This window comes from Photorhabdus stackebrandtii (genome assembly GCF_011189495.1).
Lineage (GTDB): Bacteria > Pseudomonadota > Gammaproteobacteria > Enterobacterales > Enterobacteriaceae > Photorhabdus > Photorhabdus khanii.
In genome coordinates this window covers 74,038-90,361 of the sequence record NZ_PUJV01000009.1, presented here as the reverse complement: position 1 = coordinate 90,361, position 16,324 = coordinate 74,038, and the positions used below count along the sequence as shown (strand labels likewise).

Genomic DNA, 16,324 nt, shown 5'->3' with positions numbered 1-16,324 from the left:
TGGGGGGATGTCATTAAATAGAGTTGCTGAGGCTAACGGGCGGGCAGGACTCAGAAATTGGCTGGGATTGCTGATATTGATGTTGCCGGTATTGTTGGTGACGGTGGACAATACGATCTTAAGCTTTGCTTTACCGAAAATTGCTGAAGCTCTGGGGCCCAGCGCAAGTCAGCAATTATGGGTGATTGATGCTTATTCACTGGTGTTGGCGGGTTTGCTGGTATCCATGGGGAGTATTGGTGATCGTGTTGGTCATCGTTCATTGCTGTTATTTGGATCTTTGGGATTCACCGTTATTTCGGTATTAACAGCGCTGTCAACTTCACCCGAACAATTAATTGGAGGGCGAGCCGTACTTGGGTTTTTTGGTGCGATGTTGATGCCTTCAACTTTGGCTTTAATCAGCACTCTTTTTGAGGATCGTGAACAGCGTCGGTTAGCTGTTGCTATCTGGGCGACAACATTAACTGTCGGTTCGGCGTTGGGGCCTGTCATTGGTGGCGTTCTGTTGCAATTCTTTGACTGGAATTCCATTTTTCTATTGGCAGTACCGGTATTAGTGCCATTGTTGATCTTCGGACCGATGTTATTACCGGAGTCCGATAAAAAGCAGACTGGCATTATTGATGGGTATAGCGTTGTATTATCGATCATCGCCATGGTTGGTATTGTTTACGCGATTAAACATCTTGCCAGTGACGGGTTTGAAATAAGTGTGATACTGGAATTGTCTGTTGGCTTGGTTGCTGGCGTGTTATTTGTTCGCCGGCAGCGGCGTCTGCCCGTACCGTTAATGGATCTCTCACTGTTCCGTAATGGTATGTTCACCGGCTCGATTATGGTCAACTTATTGAGTCTGGCCTTGCTGGTTGGCTTTGTCTTTTTTGCCACTCAGGTCTTGCAAATTGTATTGGGTATGAAGCCGATTTCGGCCAGTTTAGCGCTGGTTCCCGGACAAATAATGGCGATTATTATTGGCATGGCGATAGTGCCTGTTGCTCAACGGATGCCGGCTTATTACCTTGTACCAATGCTGCTTGCTTTTGCGGGTATTGCATTTCTTCTGGTAGCCAGTTTCGGCAGCGATTTGATCACGCTGGTGGTTGCATTCGCATTATTAAATGTGGGTGTAGGTGCAATTGCGTCGGTGTCTAACGATCTGGTGCTTTCGTCAGTGCCGTCCTCTAAAGCCGGGGCGGCATCGGCAATAAGCGAAACAGCTTATGAAGTGGGTGTGGTACTTGGCACGACAATTATCGGTGGATTGGTGACCGCTTTCTATCGTGTCATTCTGCAATTGCCGGATGGGATCTCTCATGAACAGACGGGGTTGGCATTAGAAACTCTGGCTGGCGCTTACGTTGTAGCGAACTCATTAGCTGAGGCGGAAGGGCAACAACTGATGACTGCGGCAGCGGAATCCTTCACCAGCGCTATTCATATGATGAGCTGGATGACAGCGGTATTGACCGGCGTCGTGGTATTGATCGCCTGGCGTTTACTAAAAGCGCCACAGAAACAACAAGTGCTTGAGTATTGATAATCTTATGTGCAGCCGTTGGTAATGGCTGCACCGCGTTTCTTGGCGTGACTGTCTGGGATTATTAAATATAAAGTATTCTGAAAATAACCTCTCACCTTTTACTATTTTTAATAATTATAAAGTGATAATAATCTTAAATTTATAAACTTTATTTAAATGTTTTGCGGTTGATTTTATTAAAAGCAAAGATTGATTTATTCTATTATGTTTTTGTCTTGTTTCAATTTAATTGTAAATAATAACTCTACATAATTGGTTGTCTTATTTCTGCACTACCAATATTTAATTGCATAGAGTTTAAATTGAAATAATTAATTGATTTATTCACATTGAAAAAATAGTGGCACACCATAAAAATTTCATTTTTCTGATGGAAAAAACAGAAAGGCATGTTAATACTTTTAGTTGTGAAAAATAAAATTCATATTAAATTACTTCATATGTATTGAGTGAATTTTTAATTAATTATAGGTATTTTTGAATAAAATTCAGGGGGGTTGTCAATTAGCCTGAGATTATTTTTTAAGTTGTTGAATATCTATTGTAATGAATAAAATAATCACGCAGAAAGATAAGGTGAGAGTGAAAATACATACGGTGAATAACGATAGGTAATAAATTATCTTTGTCTATAAGTTTTCGTTCTAAACGGAGATAAATATATCATTGAATGATTAGTGTTCTGGATTTAAAGGACTTTTGTGAGAATAAAATATCGAGGGAAGTTATGTAATGGAAAGATGATTCTAAAACTACCAATTTATACTCAGGAGATTTCTTATGACTTAACTACCACCTACTGAAGTAGGTGGTAGTTAAGTGTGATTCGGGTAAGTGAGGTCGGCAATAACCACTTGCAAGTTTGTGGTGGATCGCCATTACGTATCATCCGCACTGCGGCTGACAATACATTACAGCCGGTTAATATCGCTTTTGGGGTAACGATTGATATCACTCAGGCGATGAATGATGCTACCACCTGTCCAAGTGGTTTGCGTTATCAGTTACTGAATAGTGGTATCAGTTATCAATCATTGATGACACCGGGATTACCTCCGCATCCGCCGAAATGTATTCCCAGCCCGACCGAATGGTGTTAATGAGTAAGCGCGATAATATGGTAATCGACTGATCGGAGTAAAGAATATCACTATGGATATCAATATGATGAAAAGCGACAATATGTCGATTGCCATTATCGGTATGAGGTGCCGTTTTCCGGGGGCGTGCGGGTCAGAAAACGTAAAAACCATTCATTAGATAAATTTTTAGCGGCGGATTCACATAATGAATGTCCCTTTTTAATAGGGCAGTTAATGACATTTAGCTGGAATTCGTTAACTATTAACCGAGAGTTGAAAAGAAATCAGCACGTAAAATAATATTATCTGAAAAAACATCAATGGGTGTCTTTAAAATATCATCAGGCCATTTACTGCTGATTTATAAAAAACGCGCAGGATTGCCAGTAAAACAGAATCAGTAAAGATAAAATCCGGGTATGGTTAACTTTCGTCAAACGTAAAATACGATATTCCATGATGATTAAACTTAATAAAAAGCAGGAATCAAAAAAGGGGAAAAGTAACTTTTAAAACCTTATACTGATTAAAATCGGAGGTTAAAATAAAAACTTATAATAACAGTTTAAAACCTGCCCATCATAAAATTTCAGTGAAAAACGAGAAACAAAAATTGGTTTTGTTAATGCTCACATCCCGGAAACTGCTTTAATCAGTCTTGTTCGTAAAAAAACCTTTTTCTTGTAAAAAATAATTATTTCTATCCTTAATTTAAATCCTATTCATAATTTCATTGTTCAATAATACCTGATGAGATAAATATAAAATCAAAAGTTTTAATTAGCACACATTAAAAATGAGTGATGTATTACAGAAATATTCTCTTTAATTAATGAAAAAAGTGGAAAGTTACATTAATATTTTAAATTGTGTAATTTAAATGTTGTATTCAATCGCTTTCTGGAAAGTGAATAAATAATTATCTAATTAATTCTCATAGGAATTATTTTTCTGGCATTACCCGATATTGAAAACATTCTGGCTATTAGTAATTTGGTGTCACAACTGGCAGCGATATCAGTAGATATTTTTTAATTTAGGAAAATCTGTCAACTAATATGTAAATTTATCATAAATGTACAAACTTAAACTCTAAGGGGTGTCTATGGATAAAATAAGAACTGTTGCTGAAACTTTGGCAATATTACATCAGCATCATCATCCGTTTGGTCTGGAACGACAGCCAAAGCAACTTAAGACCTCGGATTTTGACGGGCCGGTAATATTTTCTAACGATTTGGAAACGGCTACTGTGCCCCCTGCCTTTTTTACGGTACAAACGATACAAGAGCTGAAGGAACTCGGAGGTATACCTGATAGTGAGTATGGTCCTGGCAAAATGGAACCCCACCATCCGTTGCCTGAATCGTTTTCTGCTGAACGACTGGAAAATGTCACGGGTAATCATATTGATTTGTGCAAAGCTTTTAGGGCTTATATCTATAGTGATTCTGCTTTGGTCAAAGATTATGAAGAAATTCTTAATGCTAAACGTTTCCCGATGAAGGTTGCGCTATACAGTGGCGAAAATATTACTATCACCTCCGATAATCCATTGATTGTTGAAAATAAAGATGACTATGGCGAACCGGTTGTCTTGGTGTATGACCAGATAATCATTGAACCGGGAGGTCGAATTATTTACCGCACTAATGGTCGTATCGAAGCTAATACTATTGTAGGGAATGGAAGCACTAAAGATGAGGGCATTGTTAATAAAGGCAGTCATGGCGCCAATGGTTTTGATGGTGCGCCAGGAAATAGTGGTGCTAATGGCAGCGATGGTCATGTTGGTACAGATAGTAAAAACGGTTGCTTATTTAACTCCACACCAGGTACCGATGGAGCCAGCGGTTCTGTCGGGGCAATAGGGGGAGATGGTGCAGCGGCTGGAAATGCAACTGATCTGACTGTTAATGTTCAACATGTTACTGGGGAAATAGGGGCGGCGACGTTAGGGGGGAATGGAGGTAACGGTGGACGTGGCGGTATGGGGGGCTGGGGGGGTAAAGGGGGTGATGGGGGGGGTGGAACCGCGAAGTGTTCTCCTGAGGCGGCGGGAAATGGGGGTAATGGAGGGAATGGAGGGAATGGAGGGAATGGGGGACGAGGTGGGGACAGTGGTAACATATATATTAATTTCTCTGACGGTGAGCCAGTACTTCAGGTTGTGTCACTTAATGGTCTTGGCGGGGAAGGCGGTAAAGGCGGGTGGGGTGGAGTAGGCGGGCAACCTGGAAAGAGTAGTAAATTCGGCGGTATAAATCGTTTTCAAGGAGACTATGGTAGAGATGGTCTTAAAGGAGAATTTGGCGATGACGGTATCACTGGCAAGATATATATCAACGGTCATGAACGGAAACCTGATCGCTAGTGGTGCAGAAATTATTTAAATATTGCATCCAATTTCTTTCTGCAAAATGGATAAATATTTACCTAATTAATTCTGGGTATTTCTGGTTGAAAAAAACTTAATGAGGATATGTTAATTATCATGGAAATTATTCTTCTGATATATCCGCTGTTGAAATATCTATACCCTATAGATTTCAAGATGCATCGCGACGGCAAGGGAGCGAATTCCCGGGCGCATAGCTAACTCTGTGACCGGGTTGAGCGAGTGCAGCCAACAAAGAGGCAACTTGAAAGATAACGGGTATATATTTTTTCCGGAGAAAGTCGATCTTTACCTATTGTTGAACGGATGTTTGTCCTGATGGACAATTGACATATGAAGCTATCGTTATTTTAAATGTACAAACTTATATTCAAACTTAGGAGAATTCCCATGAATAAAATGAGAACTTTTACTGAAACTTTAGCAATATTACATAAATATCATCATCTGGTCGGGGTAGAACAACAGCCAAAGCAACTTAAGACCTCGGATTTTGACGGGCCGGTACTATTTTCTAACGATCTGAAAACGGCTACTGTGCCCCCTGCATTTTTTACAGTGCAAACTGTACAAGAGCTGAAAAAACTGGGAGGTGTTTCTGATAGTGAGTATGGCCCTGGCAGAATGGAACCCCATCATCCGTTACCTGAACCGTTTTCTGCTGAACGACTAGCAAACGTTAAGGGTAATCATATTGATTTGTGCAAAGCTTTTCGTGCCTATATTTATGGTGATTCTGCTTTAGTCAAAGATTATGAAGAAATTCTTAATGCTAAGCGTTTCCCGATGAAGATTGCGTTATACAGTGGCGAAAGAATCACTGTTACCGCAGATGTTCCATTGATTGTTGAAGATAAAGATGACTATGGCGAACCGGTTGTCTTGGTATATGACCAAGTAATCATAGAACCGGGAGGTCAAATTATTTACCGCACTAACGGTAAGATCGAAGCTAACACTGTTGTAGGCAATGGAAGTGATAAAAAGCAGAGCATTGTCAGTAGAGGCGTTGATGGAGTCGATGGTTTTGGTGGTGCACCGGGAAGTAATGGGGTTAATGGCAGTAATGGTAATGCTGGCACAGATGGTAAAAGCAGCTGCTCTACTAAAGCCACAGCAGGTACTGATGCAACTAGCGGTTCTTCAGGAGCACAAGGGACGGATGGCAAGGGGGCTGGAGGTGCAAATGACGTAACTATTCATGCTCAACTTCTTACAGGAGTCGTAAATGCGGTATCGATAGGTGGTAAAGGGGGTAATGGCGGTAGTGGGGGTAATGGCGGGAATGGAGGAAATGGCGGGAATGGGGGAGGTGCAACAAACAAGTGTAGTGCTGGGTATGGAGGAAATGGGGGTAATGGAGGAGATGGAGGAGCTGGGGGTAATGGGGGTCATGGGGGAGATGGGGGTAACATATACGTTAATTTCACTGAGGGTCAGCCAGTAATTAATGCTCTGTCATATAGAGGTAATGGGGGTAATGGAGGAACAGGCGGTAGGAGAGGGATAAACGGAATAGGTGGTGTAGGTCACGTTAATAATAGAGGATTCGGTAATCAGGGCAACCCAGGAGTACCTGGTGAAAATGGTGTTGATGGATCATTCGGAAATGCAGGTACATCTGGCAAGATATTTGTTAACAGTGTTGTACAGGAATCCAGTGATTAATGAAGCTGGTCTGAACGACTATTAAATAAAGGGAAGATGGGTTCAGGCCTTCGTCTTGCTTATTTTGCCAAAGAAAACTTGGATGATATGTCAATAATGGCCGCCAATTTGTCCAATGTTGATCTATATGGTGTGACACTGTTCAACGCTGGTTTGACTAATATCAGCGTTAATGATTGCAAATTAATAACTGAATACGGGGATCAACAATTAATTATTGGTGACACCTGGCTTATTGCTTCGTCCACCGAAATATATTCCCAACACGACGACTTGGCATCAATGAATAAGCACAATAATTTTGTAAATAACTAATCGGAGTAAGAAATATCACTATGGATATCGATATGATGAAAAATAATAATAATATGCCGATTGCCATTATCGGTATGGGTTGCCGTTTTCCGGGGGGCGTTAGCTCCCCAGAGGAATTTTGGCATCTGTTGTGCGGCTCAGATGACGCGATTACCCCAGTACCCCCCGAACGTTGGTCAAATCAGGCTTATTATTCTCGGGATCGCAATCTACCAGGACGAATGGTGGTGAGAGAAGGGGGATTTATCGCTGATGTGGTTGGCTTTGATGCGGCGGTATTTGATATTAGTAGTACAGAAGCGCCTTTTATCGATCCGCAGCATCGCTTGATGTTACAGGTGACATGGGAAGCGCTGGAACGAGCAAGAATTCCACCAAAATCGTTGGCAGGTCAGGCGGTTGGTGTCTATATCGGTGCTTTCACTCATGATTATATGCACTTGCAATTCACCGATTTGCGTCAGGCAACGGGTTATACTTCAACTGGCTCGATGGGAACTATGCTGTCAAACCGTATTTCCCATGTGTTCGATTTTCAAGGGCCATCCCTGACTGTTGACAGCGCTTGTTCATCTTCTCTGCTGGCAGTACATCTGGCCTGTGACAGTCTGCGTCGAGGGGAATCGAAACTGGCGTTGGTGGGGGGAAGTCAGTTGATGTTGATGCCCGATTTCTCGGTGATGGAAAGTCGCACCGGATTTTTATCGCTCTCTAATCGCTGTCACAGTTTTTCAGCTAACGCAGATGGCTATGTGCGTAGTGAAGGGGTGGGCGTGGTTTTGCTGAAACCTCTAAGTGCGGCTTTGCAGGATGGCGATCCCGTATTAGCAGTGATACACGGTTCAGCGGCAAATCAGGATGGCCGTACTTCTACCATTACTCAGCCGAGCAGTGCCGCACAGCAACAGGTGATCCGTGCAGCTTGTATTCAGGCGGGGATTGCTCCGGAAGAGATTGATTATATTGAGGCTCATGGTACTGGAACGGCGGTAGGTGATCCGATAGAAGCAAAAGCACTGGGGCGGGTATGCCGTCCAGAACCGACAGATCGCCCATTGCTGATCGGCGCGTGTAAATCCGTGATTGGTCATACAGAAGCGGCGGCAGGTATTGCCGGATTAATTAAAGCGGTATTGTGTTTACAACGAGGGAAAGTGCCGGGCAATTTACATGCAGATCCGCCTAATCCCCATATCCCTTTTGCGGAATTAGGCTTGCAAGTCCCCCGGCAGTTAGCGCCGTTGCCTGCAGGCAGAGTCATTGCTGGAGTGAATTCTTTTGGTTTTGGTGGGACGAATGTCCATGTGGTATTGAGCAATTATGTGGCTCCTCCCGTAAAACTTCGGGAAACGGAAGGGCTGGCTTTCATGTTGCCACTGTCTGCACAGTCTGAGTTTTCCCTGAAACAGCAGGCACAGCAGATTGCCGATTTGCTACAACAAAAGCCAGATATTGCCCTTGATGATCTGTGCTATAGCTTGGCGACTACTCGTCACGGCTTTCCGTTGCGTAAAGGAATCGCCTTTAGTAATCGAAAACAATTGCAACAACAGTTAACTAATCTGAATGTACCGCCGCAGTCCAACAGTAAAAAAGTGGATCGCTTAGCTTGGATATTTGCAGGCATTGGCAGTCAAGTTTGGAAAGATTCTGTAGCTTGGTTTCAGCAATTTTCCGAGTTTACTGAGCAATTTAACCGTTGCGAAGCCATTTGGACTGGGTTTTCTGCACCTTCCTTATATGCGGCATTGATCTCTGCCGATGAATTGATAGAGCCGCCGATGCAGTTTGCTGTTCAGGTATCAATGGCTGTGCAGTTGCAGAAATGGGGGTTTAGACCGGCGGCGTTACTTGGTCATAGTTCCGGTGAAATGGCGGCGTGTTATCTGGCGGGCATTTATGATCTAACGCAAGCGCTGACACTTTTACACCAGCGTTATCATTATCTGCAACGTGTGCTGAATAAAGGCGGCGGATTATTGATCGTGGCCGCGACGGTGGAGCAGATATTGCCTCATTTGTCTGCCCCGGGAGCCGAACCTGCTGTGGTGATAGCTGGACGTAATAGTATCGATCGTTGCTTGTTGTCTGGGCCTGTAAGCGAATTAGCTGCTGTTTCTGATCGCTTAAAGCATCAGCGTATCGCCAGTAGTCGGCTCAATTATAGAATTGCTTCTCATTCTTACTACTTGGAGTCAATCAGGGCTGGGTTGACTGCGGATGCGGCAACCGTTCCTGCGGCAGAACCCTTGTTGCCGGTGTTTTCATCAGTCACAGGGGAATTGATTAAGGGTAAGTTGCGTCCTGAGCATTGGGCTGACAATGTGGTCACGCCATTCCGCTTTGACGATGCGGTAGAAAATATGCTCAAAGCGGGTTTCTATCATTTTCTTGAAATTTCTCCTCAATCCTTGCTTAGTAGTGGATTGCAAAATTGGAGTAAACCCTATCGTGGGCAAGTGTTTGCCTGTCGTTCGGGGCAGAATTGGCCACAATTATTAGGGCAACTGTTTGAAGCCGGCATTGAACCTGACTGGCGAGCTCTGATGCCGACAGCGCGCCCAATCGATCTACCAACCTACCCTTGGCATCAGCAATCTTATTGGCATGAGCCAGAGATTAGCCGTCGTCGTCGGTTGCGTACATTGAGCGGTGTATTATTGGGCGAAGCCCAGCCAGGCAGCGAGAGTTGGCAAGCTGAATTGATCGTGGAACAAGTACCTTGGTTACTCGATCATGTGGTCATGGCGAATGCCATGTTCCCGGCTGCGGGTTATATCGAAGTCATGCTGGCGGCGGCGCGTATTTGTTTTCCTGGTGTTGGACTGGCTCTTAACAATATTGCACTGCAATCCGCTTTATTGCTGGAATCAGGCATGGAGTTCAGGTTAAAGACACAGTTAGATCGCCAGCGCATGGAAATACAGGTGCATATTGCTCGGAATCTAGAGGAGCATGTGCATTATCAACTGGCAGCGAGTGCTCAGGTGAGCATAGTCGTACCGGGAGCTACGGCGGGTACTCTTCCGCCGCTAGCTGTCAATGATCGCTATCCTTGTAGGTGGAACCAAGAGATGTTGTATCAGGCATTCCAACATCTGCATTTCAGCTATAGTGGTGTTTTTCGTACTCTGCGCCATGCGTTTGTCGGTGAAGAAGAAACAATCTGTGAAATTGAATTGCCGCCTGCACCAGAGGGAATGGGTTTTCACCCTGCGGCCTTGGATGGCATCTTCCAATCATTGCTAGCGATTCAGTCTGTTGATATTCACGCGCCAATTCCTGCCGGCGATTTCCGTATCCCGGTAAGTATTCAGCATTTGCGTATCAATGGTAGATTGTCAGGTCGGGTTCATGCCCATGCTCGAAACACTAAGCAGACGCAACAACAGTGGTTTGGTGATATCGATGTTTATACTGACAGCGGTATATTGCTTTGTCAGATCAGCGGGTTTTGCGTTCAGCTTGTCAGTAATAGAAAAAACAGTTTGTCCTCCAGACTTCACAATCTGGTCGTCGGCCAACCCCAGTGGCGTAAACTCCCTTCTCAGTTATCAACAGAGTCTGTAACGCAATGGGCTATCTTGGGTGGTGAACATGTTCTGGTAGAAGAATTGGCTGATGAGTTGCAACGCCGTGGTGGGGATGCTTCGTTACATTCTGGTTTGCCTGATAGTTATCAGAAAGTTCAGGAGTTAGTTGATGCGCTTCCCACTGAGACTGAAAGAATATTGATCCTTTGGCCATTACAGGCTCCGCAGATGGCTTATCATGCTTTAATTCATTTGTGTACAGCACTAGCTGAGCGCTCGGTGAAACCGCGTTTATGGGTAGCGACGCAATCTGCTCATCAAGTCACTGAGCAGGATCTACCTGATCCGTTTGCGGCGGCATTATGGGGAATGATGCGAGTTATTGGTCAACAGGAAGCAACCGCATTGTGGGGTGGATTATTAGATATTGACAGTACCACTGCTCCAGCCAAATGGTGGGATGCGCTATTGACCGATGATGGAGAGGATCAATTGGCTCTGCGCCATGATCAACGTTATGTGCTGCGCCTTGTGCCATTGCCAGAAATACCTGCATTGCCGCCAGTGCGTTTTCGGCCAGATGGCTGCTATTTACTGACGGGTGCCTTTGGTGATATGGGGCGTCAATTGATTCCCTGGATGGTACAGCATGGTGCTCGTTATCTGCTATTGGTTGGGCGTCGTCATACTCTTAATACAGAGGATCAGAAGTTACTGGAAATGCTGCACCAGCAGGGGATTGAAGCTAATTATTTGTCGATTGATCTCGGTGATGTGGAGATGACCAACATTTGTTTGGCTCAGTATCGACAACAGGCCAGCCAACCGCTGCGTGGGGTGATTCATTGTGCTGCGTATGTTGAAGATCAGGGGTATCGTGAACTGAGTCCCCAGGCGTTTGATAGCGTGTTTGCCGCTAAAGCATTAGCCGCCTGGACATTGCATCAAGCGTTGGCTGATGCACCTTTAGAGCATTTTGTTATGTTTTCTTCGTTGGGTGCATTATTGGCTTTGCCTGGCATGGCATCTTATGCAGCAGCGAATGCCATGTTGGATAGTCTGGCCTGCTTACGGCGTCAGCAAGGTTTACCTGCGTTAAGTCTTAACTGGGGACCGTGGGCAGCGGGGATCGCTTTGCGGGATAGTCGTACTCTCACCGTATTGGAAAACAGTGGCTTACAGCCATTCGGTTCAGAGGAAGGATTAGCTATTTTAGATCGCTTGTTTGCTCGGATTGAGCCGCAACTGGTGCCGTTCTTGGCTGATTGGTCAAATTTACTCTCCGGGCCGATGCGTCATCTGGCACTATTGCGTGATATTCAGCAGGAAAGTTTGATGCAGGCTTTGCCCGCAGACACCCTGTTTGAGGTAAATAATCTGGATGATATTGTCAGTCTGCTACAGGCTTTCTGTAGCGAGATTGTTGGTACGCCAGCTGAGGTCTTTCAGCCTGATCAACTACTGACCGACAACGGTATTGATTCATTGAATGGTTTGATGTTGGTCCAAAAAATTAATAAACAACTACGTCTGGATATCCCTTTGGAGTTGTTGTTAAGTGATAAACCGTTGTCGGAACTTGCATCATTGATTTCGTATCGACTGCAAGTTAAGTCAATGGCGGGTTGAGAATATATTTGACCTGAGCTTGGTTTAATAAGACGTCCATCGATTTGTCCAATGTTGCTGATAAAATAACTGAAACTAATTTTGTGCGCCATATTCTTTATATGGCGCCCTGAATTTGTAGTATGAAATTGTTGGGAAAAAGTTACTTCAACCAGCCTTTCTTTTGAGCAGATTCTAATTGTGGCAGCAGATATTGCCACAATTCAGGATAGACATCGGCAATAAATTGATTGCGGTTAATCACTTGCTCAAGACGAATACCATTTTCCACCCAGCTCTGGCCTTTATTATGCAGATTCATCAGAACTGGCATTAGTCTGTCTAGCATTTTAGCAAAACGGGCATCTTGACTTTCCCCTGCTTCGTATTCCTGCCAAAGTGACAGAAAGTGATTTTTTTGAGTTTCAGGTAGTAAGCCAAAAAGACGGTTAGCGGCTTTAACTTCCTGATCATGAATGGCTTCACGGGCAGCTAAATCATAAACCATCACATCACCGGCATCGATTTCAACGATATCGTGAATCAATGCCATCTGAATAACCCGCTGAATATCGACTTCTTTCACATACGGCGCAAAACTCATCGCAGCGATAGCAAAATGCCAGCTATGCTCTGCTGAATTTTCCTGCCGGTGGTTATCCAATAATTTAGTGTGCCGCTGAATTTTTTTCAGTTTATCCAGTTCCATCAAAAAACCAATTACATCCGTAAAAGGGCCAAAATCAACGGCAGCTACTGCTAACGACATACAAACCTCATAAATTATTTTTCTTCAACAAGGGAATAAGGCAGAGGCTGAATGGTCAGTGAATGTTCTTCATCGTCACGGACCCGGAACACGCTATTACTTTCCATATCATTATTCATGACGACCTGTACCCAAATACTATTGTCATTCAATTTAACAGCAGCTAAAACGGTACCGGTTCTCCGCCATTTATCTCCCAATTGCCATTCCAGATCATCACCGGCAGCAGGCATTTTGGCAGCACTACCGGCCAGCCAGTACATTGCGCGTTTATTTGCGCCGCGATATTTAGCACGGGCCACCATTTCCTGACCGGTATAACACCCTTTTTTAAAACAGATACCCCCCGCGAGTGCCTGGAGGTTAGTTGCCTGTGGAATAAACTGCGCGCTGTTGGCGGCATCAATGACCGGGAAACCTGCTTCAATATCCAGTGCCAGCCATTGTTCGCTGTTATTAAACTGGGCCGGAAGTTTTTCTGTTAACAGTTCAGCGGTTGCCGGGTTTGTAACCAACAGGAAACGTTCAGACGGTAGGGCAAAATGGAGCAAAGTAGTGGTGTCATGTTCAACCACAGCATTATCCGCATCCGGCAACGTTGGGAAGATATTGCTTAGTGCTTCACGGCAGCCTTTACCTGCAACACCCAGCAATACCGCATTTTCATCCTGAAGAAAGGTGATTTTGGAAAATACCGCATATTTTTTCAGCTCTGTAAGCTGGTTTTCCAGCACACTGCGGCGTTCAATATAAGCAAGGCCTGCACCACGATGAAAGAGACGCAGATTGCTCCACATTTTGCCTTTTGAGTCACAATGTGCACTGAGCACATGTTGATTCGCGGCAAGAGCAGAAATATCTGCTGTTACCTGACCTTGCAGATATTTTTCTGCATCCGGTCCGGTTGCTGTTACCAGGCCCCAGTCATTCAGAGAGATTAAAGTCAGGGGAAGAGTTGATGAAGACAATGGAGATTGTGAAGAAAACGGAGTTTTATAAGTCATGACACATCCTGCCAGTCAGATATTTAAGCCAATGATGCATAATGGTAAAAGAGCTAAAGCACAATGCAAGTAGTTATTATTGCTATTAGCTGGCATGATGCATGAGTTTGCCGGGCGATTTAATGGCTAATGATTTTAAGATAAACAATAAGAATTAAAAAGGGGATTTTTTGAACATGGATATTGATAATAAAGCACGTATACATTGGGCATGTCGGCGTGGAATGCGTGAGTTGGATATTTCAATTATGCCGTTTTTTAAGCATGAATATGACTCACTGAGTATTGATGATAAACAACTTTTTATTCGCTTACTTGAATGTGCTGATCCTGATCTGTTCAACTGGTTGATGAATCATGGACGTCCGGAAGATGAAGCGCTATTCCGCATGATTAAACTTATTCAGAATAGAAATAAAGCTCGTGGTCCTGTGGAAATGTGATCTCAGGGTATCCTGGAATACCCAGCTTATCTCCACCTGCGTCCATGGTGTGATCGCGCTCATCGTATTGTTGGCTCCGTGGCCGGCGGATGACTCTATTTTCTGGCTTCCTCTGGTACTGTTGGTTATTGCCAGTTGGGGGCGTAGCCAGAAAAATATCCGTAAATTACAAGGGCCTTTGGTTCTGCTCAATAATAATAAGTTGCAATGGAAAAAACATGAGTGGCAAATTATCCGGCAGCCGTGGATATGCCGCTATGGTGTGCTGATCACAGCGCAATCTTTTTATAACCGGAAAAAAATCCGTTTATGGATAGCGTCCGATGGCGTGCCACAGGATGAGTGGAGGAATATCAACCAATTATTATTGCAATATCCTGATATCTGATTGAGCTGAAATTACCCTGATTAAAGTAAGGGTTCCATTTCTTGCAGGATTTGCATACACCATTGCGATAAACGATCATCAGTTTGCTCAAATTGATTGACGTCATCCAGAGCCAGCCCGACAAACTGTGAGTTATTATCAGTTAATGGCTTCGGGCTGGTAAACTCATAACCTTCTGTCGGCCAGAAACCAATGAAATGTACACCTGAAGGGAGTAAATGGTGATATAGCATACCGAGAGCATCAAGGAACCATTCGCCGTAATCAATTTGATCACCCATACCATACATGGCAACAATTTTTCCCTGTAAATTAAGGGCAGGAAGTTGATCCCAAATAGCCAGCCAATCTTCCTGCAATTCACCAAAATCCCATGTTGGGATGCCAAGAATCAGTACCGAATACGCTTCCATTAATTCAGGTGTTGTCTCTTTGATGTCGTGGAGATCAACCAAATCTTCGCCGAGGATATCGCGGATTTTCTCTGCTACCATTTCGGTGTAGCAGGTGCTGGAGCCGTAAAAAAGACCAATTTTCATTATTAATCATTATGGTTTTTGAATATCTGGGTGGCATTGTAACAGAATAATTGCTTTTTCAGGCATAATAGCCGGCAGAAGATGTGCAGATTTAAGGAAAGCGTTTCGTGTCAAAACAACAAACTCAGTTGACAAATCCACTGATAGAACAGTTTCTTGATGCTATTTGGCTGGAACATGATCTTGCCGAAAATACCCTTGTTTCTTACCGGTTGGATTTACAGGCGCTGGATAATTGGTTGATACATTATGGTCATGATTTATTATCTGTCCAGGCGATTGATTTGCAGTCTTTTCTGGCAGAACGGGTGGATGGAGGGTATAAAGCCAGTAGCTCGGCACGTTTATTGAGCGCCATGCGTCAGTTGTTTCTCTATTTTTATCGGGAAAAAATGCGCGAAGATGATCCGACAGCACTTTTATCTGCACCGAAATTACCGAAGCGGTTGCCGAAAGATTTAAGTGAAAAGCAAGTAGAAGATTTGCTTAATGCACCTTGCACAGATCAGCCTGTGGAGCTAAGGGATAAGGCGATGCTTGAAGTGCTTTATGCCTGTGGTTTGCGGGTATCTGAGTTGGTGGGGTTGACACTGTCTGATATCAGTTTGCGTCAAGGCGTGGTGAGAGTCATTGGTAAAGGAAATAAAGAACGACTGGTACCTTTAGGAGAAGAGGCCGTTTACTGGCTGGAGAATTATCTGGAGTATGGGAGAGCCGGGTTGCTCAATGGTGCAACGCTGGATGTGCTTTTTCCCAGCAACCGGGGGCGGCAAATGACCCGACAGACTTTCTGGCATCGCATTAAACATTATGCCGTACTGGCTGGGATTGATACTGCACGGTTATCACCTCATGTTTTGCGCCATGCATTTGCAACGCATTTGCTTAATCATGGTGCTGATTTACGGGTTGTGCAGATGTTGCTGGGGCATAGCGATTTATCCACAACACAAATATATACTCATGTCGCAACCGAGCGGCTTAGATTGTTACATCAACAACATCATCCGCGTGGGTGAGCATGGATTTAAAGG

Annotated in this window: 12 protein-coding genes; 9 read left to right on the top strand and 3 right to left on the bottom strand. The window is 44.0% G+C overall.

From position 1 onward, the window contains the following. The first annotated feature begins 7 nt into the window (after positions 1-7). The 6 genes from C5470_RS10015 to C5470_RS09995 all read left to right on the top strand — a co-directional run bounded on the left by C5470_RS10015 (position 8) and on the right by C5470_RS09995 (position 12,168). Positions 8-1,540 carry an MFS transporter gene (locus C5470_RS10015; RefSeq protein ID WP_166288368.1) on the top strand — a complete coding sequence of 511 codons (1,533 nt, stop codon included), beginning with the start codon at positions 8-10 and terminating at the stop codon, positions 1,538-1,540. A gap of 824 nt (positions 1,541-2,364) precedes the next feature. Further along, positions 2,365-2,643, top strand: coding sequence for a hypothetical protein (locus tag C5470_RS10010; protein ID WP_166288365.1), 279 nt, complete (start codon positions 2,365-2,367; stop codon positions 2,641-2,643). 1,087 nt (positions 2,644-3,730) lie between these two features. Next, on the top strand, positions 3,731-4,999 hold the full coding sequence (locus tag C5470_RS10005; RefSeq protein ID WP_166288362.1) for a hypothetical protein: 1,269 nt from the start codon (positions 3,731-3,733) through the stop codon (positions 4,997-4,999). A 414-nt stretch (positions 5,000-5,413) separates the two neighbouring features. Beyond that, positions 5,414-6,691, top strand: coding sequence for a hypothetical protein (locus C5470_RS10000; RefSeq protein WP_036842884.1), 1,278 nt, complete (start codon positions 5,414-5,416; stop codon positions 6,689-6,691). A gap of 36 nt (positions 6,692-6,727) precedes the next feature. Next, positions 6,728-7,006 carry a hypothetical protein gene (locus tag C5470_RS22465; RefSeq protein ID WP_036842887.1) on the top strand — a complete coding sequence of 93 codons (279 nt, stop codon included), beginning with the start codon at positions 6,728-6,730 and terminating at the stop codon, positions 7,004-7,006. 32 nt (positions 7,007-7,038) lie between these two features. Further along, entirely contained in the window at positions 7,039-12,168 is a 5,130-nt protein-coding gene (locus tag C5470_RS09995; protein WP_166288359.1) for a type I polyketide synthase, read from the top strand. A 142-nt stretch (positions 12,169-12,310) separates the two neighbouring features. Here the strand turns inward: C5470_RS09995 and C5470_RS09990 are convergent, their stop codons facing one another. Continuing rightward, a complete protein-coding gene (locus C5470_RS09990; protein ID WP_036842892.1) occupies positions 12,311-12,916 on the bottom strand; it encodes an HD domain-containing protein in 606 nt (201 codons plus the stop codon). Between the two features lie 14 nt (positions 12,917-12,930). Beyond that, positions 12,931-13,920: a tRNA-modifying protein YgfZ gene (gene ygfZ / locus C5470_RS09985; RefSeq protein WP_036842895.1), complete on the bottom strand. Its 990-nt coding sequence runs from the start codon at positions 13,918-13,920 to the stop codon at positions 12,931-12,933. Between the two features lie 176 nt (positions 13,921-14,096). Here ygfZ and sdhE point away from each other — a divergent pair, with 176 nt between their 5' ends. Then, positions 14,097-14,363 (top strand): FAD assembly factor SdhE, encoded by a 267-nt coding sequence (gene sdhE, locus C5470_RS09980; RefSeq protein ID WP_036842897.1) that lies wholly within the window; start codon positions 14,097-14,099, stop codon positions 14,361-14,363. After that, on the top strand, positions 14,344-14,751 hold the full coding sequence (locus C5470_RS09975) for a protein YgfX (RefSeq protein WP_036842899.1): 408 nt from the start codon (positions 14,344-14,346) through the stop codon (positions 14,749-14,751). The genes sdhE and C5470_RS09975 overlap by 20 nt, the downstream gene beginning before the upstream one ends. Positions 14,752-14,771: 20 nt before the next feature. Here the strand turns inward: C5470_RS09975 and fldB are convergent, their stop codons facing one another. Further along, on the bottom strand, positions 14,772-15,290 hold the full coding sequence (gene fldB, locus C5470_RS09970; protein WP_036842902.1) for a flavodoxin FldB: 519 nt from the start codon (positions 15,288-15,290) through the stop codon (positions 14,772-14,774). A 107-nt stretch (positions 15,291-15,397) separates the two neighbouring features. On the opposite strand from fldB, the gene xerD reads away from it, so the two are divergent. Beyond that, entirely contained in the window at positions 15,398-16,309 is a 912-nt protein-coding gene (xerD, locus tag C5470_RS09965; protein ID WP_051477091.1) for a site-specific tyrosine recombinase XerD, read from the top strand. The last annotated feature ends 15 nt before the right edge of the window (positions 16,310-16,324 follow it).